The organism is Chitinophagaceae bacterium (assembly GCA_030053935.1).
GTDB lineage: Bacteria > Bacteroidota > Bacteroidia > Cytophagales > JASGCU01 > JASGCU01.
In genome coordinates, this window is sequence record JASGCU010000109.1 from 1 (window position 1) to 7,059 (window position 7,059).

Here is a 7,059-nt window from a genome sequence, read left to right on the forward strand (position 1 = left end):
GTAAGTATTTTTTTATTAAATTGTAATAATTATATCTTTTTATATTTTATTTTTTAAATTTCCATTATAATTGATTTTTTGCAATTAATTCGGAAAGAGTATATTACCTAAACAATCTTAAAAATAAAAAAAATATCAGCATTTGTATTTTATGAAAATATTCTTTTTTTAGCATTTACTGTATTAATAAAAATTAAAAATGGCACCAATATATCACAAAAACGCAAGGACAAATAAAAATATTCGTTTAAAAATACAACAAAATAAAGAAATGGATACAATAAGACAACTATCGAAAAAGTATCATGTTTCTACTCAAACTATTCAAAAATGGAAACACAGAAATTTTGTGAACGATGCCCCATCAATACCTCATAACATAGATTATTCATTAACTGAGTTAGAAAAAGGAATTGTTTGCTCTGTAAGAAAAACCTCATGGTTTTCGATAAATAAAGTGGTTGATATAATGAGACAAAAAAATCAAAACATATCTAGAAGCTCTGTTTACAGATGTTTGGTATCAAAAAAATTAAACAAAGTACCATACCTACAGAAAAAAAAAGCACAAAAACTTAAAGAGTATGAACCAGGTTTGTTTTACGTAGACATTACTTATTTGCCAAAACTAGAAGGCGTAAAGCAATATCTCTTTATAGCCATAGATAGAGCAAATGGAATAATGTTTTATGATATTTATGACAAAAAAACTACTGAAAATACAGAACACTTTATAAATTCCCTTCTTGAAAAAGCCCATTTTATGACAGGTTACATACTTACAGATAATGGTTTAGAACTCACAAATAAACTCTTAGTATCAAAAATGGAAAATCCTGTACTACCCCATCATCACAATGTGATATCATCTGTGAAAAAGAAGGTATAGAAACTGACTTACAAAGCAAGTAACACCTAAAGCAAGAATGATAGAAAGAGCTAATGGTACTATGAATAATTAAGATTATTCTTAAAAATAAATACGAAACAAAAAAAGAGATGCAAATAGACTCCATGAAATTTTATTTTACTACCTCTTTTATAGAACACACCGCTTTCTTGTAAGAGAGTTAGTAGTAAAAACAAACTATCAAGGATTAAAAAAATGGTATGAAGTGAAACCAGAATTATTTATAAAAAACCATAAAAAGTTAAAGAATCTATCGTTCAATGGATACGTGAAAATGTACCAACAGAAGAAAAATGAGAAACACATACATAAAATTGTAAGGTTTTTTCGATAAAATTATCTTTTAACAACATTAACATTTTTTTTTTCCGTTTTTGTAAATAAAAAAATAAAATTTAAAAAAAAGGGTATACTATGAAAAACTCAAAAATAAATGGTTTAGTTTCGTATCTCATTTATTTTTGTGAAATATCCCTACACTTGTTTTTTATACACAACTAATACATAATACAAAAAATCATAGTACAATACATTAATATATTATAAAAATGAAAAAAATAATACCCATCTTATTACTCTGTTTTATCTCTCAAGAATATGCAAGAGGACAAAAAATATCTACAAAATATCTACGTCCTTCTATTACATTAGCATTTGTAGAACCCTCTTCATTACAATATGAACAGAAATTAGAAATACTAAAAAAAATATCAGAAATAAAACCCGAATCGCGTTTTAATGAACATTTTATAAAATACGATAACCTGAAATTAGACCCCCCTCGTGCAGAAACACTCCAAAAATACATAGGAAAAATATCTAATTCCATAGTAGCAAAGTGGTGGAATAGAAACGAATTAGGACAATTTAATTACGAACTCATAAAAGAAAGAGGTCTCTACACCGCAACTGATATAGACGCACAGCAAGCAAAAGCATCACAAACAGATAGAAGAGAACTTCTCGGAGTACAATTACTCTCAAAAACATACCTTCTTGTATATGAAATAAACTCTTTTAAAAAAGAACCCGAATATATTACCGTTACAGAAAGAACATCCGATGGAAAAACAAAAAAAGTAGAAAAAAGAAACCCTGACGAAGGATATGAAGCAAGTTATACAGTATCTGTTTATAAACTTAATTTCAACGATTCTACAGAAGCCGTTTTTTATAATGAATACTGGACTGACAAAGATAACTACGATCAAAATAAAGCACAAAAATGGAACACCGCAACTTTTGATATGCCATTCATTACTACTCACAGCGCAAGTGTTACCTCAAAACAACCAACAGACCCTAATAGTAACTACTATCTACTCGCAAGAAGAAAAACAATGAACGAATTGTTTGATGACATTCCCGATTATATACATTCTTCCAGTTTCTCTTTTTTGAACGAAACCCTTGATGATTTTAAACTCAAATCCTCATTATTCTCCACCAAACCACCAACAGCAAAACTTGGAAAAAAAGAAGGACTCTACTTAGACCAAAGATTTTTTGCTTATGAAATAGGAATAAACAATAATGGAGAACAACAAAAATACAGAAAAGGAGTATTACGAGTCAAAAAAATATCAGATAACGAAGGAGTAGCTACAGGAAACACAACCCCTTCTACTTTTAGACAACAAGGAGGAAAAAAATTATACGAAGGAATGTTTTTAGAAAGCAAAGAAGACATCGGCCTTATACTCTCTCCCACATACTCCTTTAATACACAAGATAAATCTATAGTAGGAATAAGTTTAGGAATAGATTACCGAATTTCAAGAATCTCTACCATTAGAAATTTCTACATAGGAGCATTCGGAACTGTACATCTATTAAGTAAAGAAACATCCCCTGAAATAAAAATAAACGGAACCACAACTATTATGCAAAACACAAAAGTATCTGCTACATCCTTTTCCGTAGATGGAAATTTTTCAAAAGAAGTATACTTTACCACAAAAGGAAATATATACTTGCTCCTTTCCATAGGGTTTGGATATACTCAACTTACTTTTTCTGACATAGGAGATAAATCACTATCCGATTATCTAAAAGACCGTAAAGATTTAGTAGAAAAAGATTTTACATGGAAATCATACTACATACCCGCCGGAATCGGATTAGGAATCAATATATCACCTACATTTTCACTCTTTGGTAAAATAAATGTCATAACAAAACTTCCTTACTCAACAGATAGCGATAAAAGTATAACCTCAAACCCAAACGAAACTACTTCATGGAGCTTAGATAAGAACAATAAAACAAACATATCTTTCCCTCTATTCGTAGGAATCAGAATAAGAATATAAATAAAAAACACATTAATAATAATAAATACATACATAAAAAATGATAAAACAATTCATTTCCATAGCAATAATAACTATTCTATGCTCTAACAATATACATGCTCAAAATAGAGCAAAAAAGAAAGCTAATGCGGATACCGAAAATTGGAGGTATGAAATAGAAGCAGCGGGAACAGGAGTTCAAGGAACATATCTGATAAAAGTATGGTCTTATTCTAAAAAACCTACTATTGCCATACAACAAGCAAAAAAAAATGCTGTTCATGGTATCATTTTTAAAGGTTTTGCAGGGATTCCAAATGTTTCAGGACAAAAACCATTAGTTACAGATATGAGCATAGCAGAACAAAAAGAAAGCTTTTTTGATGATTTTTTTTCTGATCCTGCAGGTGATTATATTAAATTTGTCTCTGAATCGGGAGATGGTTCTGTAGATGCAGGAGATAGATTGAAAATAGGAAAAGAATACAAAATAGGTGTCATTGTATCTGTAAATAGTGCCGAACTGAGAAAATATTTAGAAAAAGCAGGCATAATAAAATCATTAAGCGATGGTTTTTAAGAGAAAAAAACAATCATGACAATGAACCATTACAATAACTAACATCTATTATTGTATTGAGTCGGCAAGTAATTTTTTGTATGTCTATTTGAATGTATTTAACTCATTCTACTTTTAAATGGTACCTTTTTACATTTTCTGCTCATCCACATGTTTACGAACGAGAATCCAATGTAAGCATGTGTTATCTATTATTCCCTTTACAGGATACATTCCTTTTTGATTGTTTTTTACGGAGATTTACGGTTTTCTATTTTAGTAATTTATTTGTAATGTTATTCCGTTATCCGTAGTATATAAGTTCCGGCAAGTGTAAAACGACACCGCAACATTCACACAGATGACTAAAAATTGAACATTAACAGAAGGACAAACCATCTTGACAAGTGAACAACATACAGACCGACAATAATTCAAACAGTTTTTATATCAAAAAAATGAGATTTTCAAAAAATTTAATCTATATTTGCAAACATAATTTTAAATCGACATGAACAGAATAAATGAAAAATTAAAAGAAAACGGACTAAAAATAACTTGGTTGGCTGAACAATTGGTCAAATGTTTTAATAGCATCAACGGCTACCTGCAAAAACTACAATAGCCTAAACTTGAAGGGCTTATTCAAATCGCCATGATATTACGAGTGAAACCATAAGACTTAATTAAAGACAAGAAATGACAAGCACAGCACAAAGAGCAGAATTGCAAGCTAAAATATGGAAAATAGCCAACGATGTTCGTGGCTCTGTTGACGGATGGGACTTTAAACAGTTTGTATTAGGTACACTGTTCTATCGCTTCATTAGCGAAAACTTCACCAATTACATTGAAGGTGGTGACGATAGCATTAACTATGCCAACTATCCTGACAAAGACCTTACGCCCGAAATAAAAATTGATGCGATAAAAACAAAAGGTTATTTCATATATCCAAGCCAGCTTTTTGTGAATGTTGCCAAAACAGCCAATACAAACCCAAATCTAAATACAGATTTAAAAGCCATTTTTGATGCTATTGAAAGTTCTGCAAATGGCTTTCCATCCGAACCCGATATAAAAGGATTATTTGCCGACTTTGATACAACCAGTTCACGACTCGGAAATACAGTAGAATCCAAAAACAGCCGTTTAGCTGCCGTTTTGAAAGGTGTAGAAGATCTGAATTTTGGAAATTTTGAAGACAATCAAATTGACCTTTTTGGTGATGCTTATGAATTTTTGATTTCTAATTATGCCGCCAATGCAGGAAAATCAGGTGGTGAGTTTTTTACACCGCAACACGTTTCAAAACTCATTGCACAACTTGCTATGCACAAGCAAGAAAAAGTAAACAAAATATACGACCCTGCTTGTGGTTCTGGTTCTTTACTTCTACAAGCCAAAAAGCATTTCGACAACCGTATTATTGAAGAAGGCTTTTACGGGCAGGAAGTGAACCACACTACTTACAACCTTGCCCGTATGAATATGTTTTTGCACAACATCAATTACGACAAGTTTAATATAGCCCTTGGTAATACCCTCATTGACCCACACTATGGAGATGAGAAACCTTTTGATGCCATAGTTTCAAATCCACCATATTCAATAAAATGGAAAGGTGACGAAGACCCAACGCTTATTAATGATTATCGTTTTGCTCCTGCCGGCGTATTGGCACCTAAATCGAAGGCAGATTTTGCCTTTGTATTACATGCCCTAAGTTATCTATCCAGTAAAGGCAGGGCTGCATTGGTTTGTTTCCCAGGTATCTTTTATCGTGGTGGGGCCGAACAAAAAATTAGAAAGTACTTGGTGGATAATAATTTTGTAGAAACAGTAATCTCTTTAGCACCCAATCTATTTTATGGCACATCTATTTCTGTAACGCTTTTGGTGCTTTCTAAACATAAAACCGAAAATAAAACCCAATTTATTGATGCCAGTGGCGAAGATTTCTTTAAAAAAGTAACCAATAATAATGTGCTAGAAGACAAACACATTGAGCAAATTATGGAAATCTTTGATAATAAAAAAGATGTAGAGTATGTGACTAAAACTATCGACAACGCTAAAATAGCGGAAAATGATTATAACCTTTCGGTGAGTTCGTATATAACAGCAAAAGACAACCGAGAGCAGGTAGAAATTAAACAGCTAAACAAAGAAATTTCAAGAACAGTAGCGAAAATAAATGCCTTGCGATTGAGTATTGATGACATAATAAACGAGATAGAAGTCTAGAATATGAGCATAGAAATAGAAAATTATCAAAACTTGTTAGGCGAAATAAAAACCGCCATTCAGCAAGCTAGGACAAGGGCTTTACTTTCCGTAAATGCTGAAATGATTGTGCTTTATTGGAAAACAGGAAAAATGATAGCCGAACGCCAACAACAAGAAGGTTGGTCGGCAAAGGTTATTCCTCGCTTGGCAGTAGATTTACAAAATGAGTTCACTGACCTCAAAGGTTTTTCGGAACGAAACCTAGGACGAATGCTTGCTTTTTATAAAGAATATCCCGAAAATTTAATTTTGCCACAGGTTGTGGCAAAATTACAAAATACTGAAAATGACCTTAATATATTCTTGCCACAAGATTTGGCATTTTTGCAACAATATGTTGCAAAAATACCTTGGGGACACAACATTTTGCTCATAGAAAAAATAAAAGACAAAGAAGTACGCCTTTGGTATATGCAACAAACTATTGCAAATGGCTGGAGTAGAGACTGGTTGATCCATGCTATAAAAATGGATAGCTATGCCCTTGCACAAAAGCAAATAAAAGCAAATAATTTTAGCCAAACGCTACCTGCCATACATGCAGATTATGCCAACGAAGTATTTAAAGATGCTTATAACCTTGGTTTCTTGGGAATCACTGAAAAAATTAAAGAAACAGAATTAGAAAAGCGATTGGTAGAAAAAATAAAATCGTTTGTGTTAGAATTGGGTAAAGGTTTTACTTTCATTGGCAATCAACACCGTTTAGAATATAATAATAAGGAGTATTTTGTGGATATGCTTTTTTTTCATCGAGGTTTACAAAGTTTGGTTGCCATTGAATTAAAAATAGGCAGTTTTAAGCCCGAATATGTAGGCAAAATGAATATGTATTTGTCTTTGCTTGATAAATTAGAAAAGGGCGAAACCGAAAATAATTCTATTGGCATTATTCTTTGTGCCGATAAAGACCATTTAGATGTAGAAATTGCCCTACAAGACATCAACAAACCCATAGCTGTGGCAGAATATCAGCTTTTATTACCAAAAGACCAATTACAAAACCT

At 31.8% G+C, this 7,059-nt stretch carries 5 protein-coding genes; all 5 read left to right on the plus strand.

Annotated features, from left to right (window positions below; genetic code table 11):
• Window positions 1–199 precede the first annotated feature (199 nt).
• The gene (locus tag QM536_09020; protein ID MDI9357148.1) at window positions 200–889 is read left to right on the plus strand and encodes a hypothetical protein; all 690 of its coding nucleotides are present in this window, start codon (window positions 200–202) and stop codon (window positions 887–889) included.
• Between the two features lie 569 nt (window positions 890–1,458).
• On the plus strand, window positions 1,459–3,222 hold the full coding sequence (locus tag QM536_09025) for a hypothetical protein (protein ID MDI9357149.1): 1,764 nt from the start codon (window positions 1,459–1,461) through the stop codon (window positions 3,220–3,222).
• 40 nt (window positions 3,223–3,262) lie between these two features.
• Window positions 3,263–3,784, plus strand: a complete 522-nt coding sequence (locus QM536_09030) for a hypothetical protein (protein MDI9357150.1) — start codon at window positions 3,263–3,265, stop codon at window positions 3,782–3,784.
• A 678-nt stretch (window positions 3,785–4,462) separates the two neighbouring features.
• Complete coding sequence (locus QM536_09035; protein MDI9357151.1) at window positions 4,463–6,010, plus strand: type I restriction-modification system subunit M; 1,548 nt, start codon at window positions 4,463–4,465, stop codon at window positions 6,008–6,010.
• A 3-nt stretch (window positions 6,011–6,013) separates the two neighbouring features.
• On the plus strand, window positions 6,014–7,059 hold a 1,046-nt coding region (locus tag QM536_09040; GenBank protein MDI9357152.1), incomplete at its 3' end, for a PDDEXK nuclease domain-containing protein.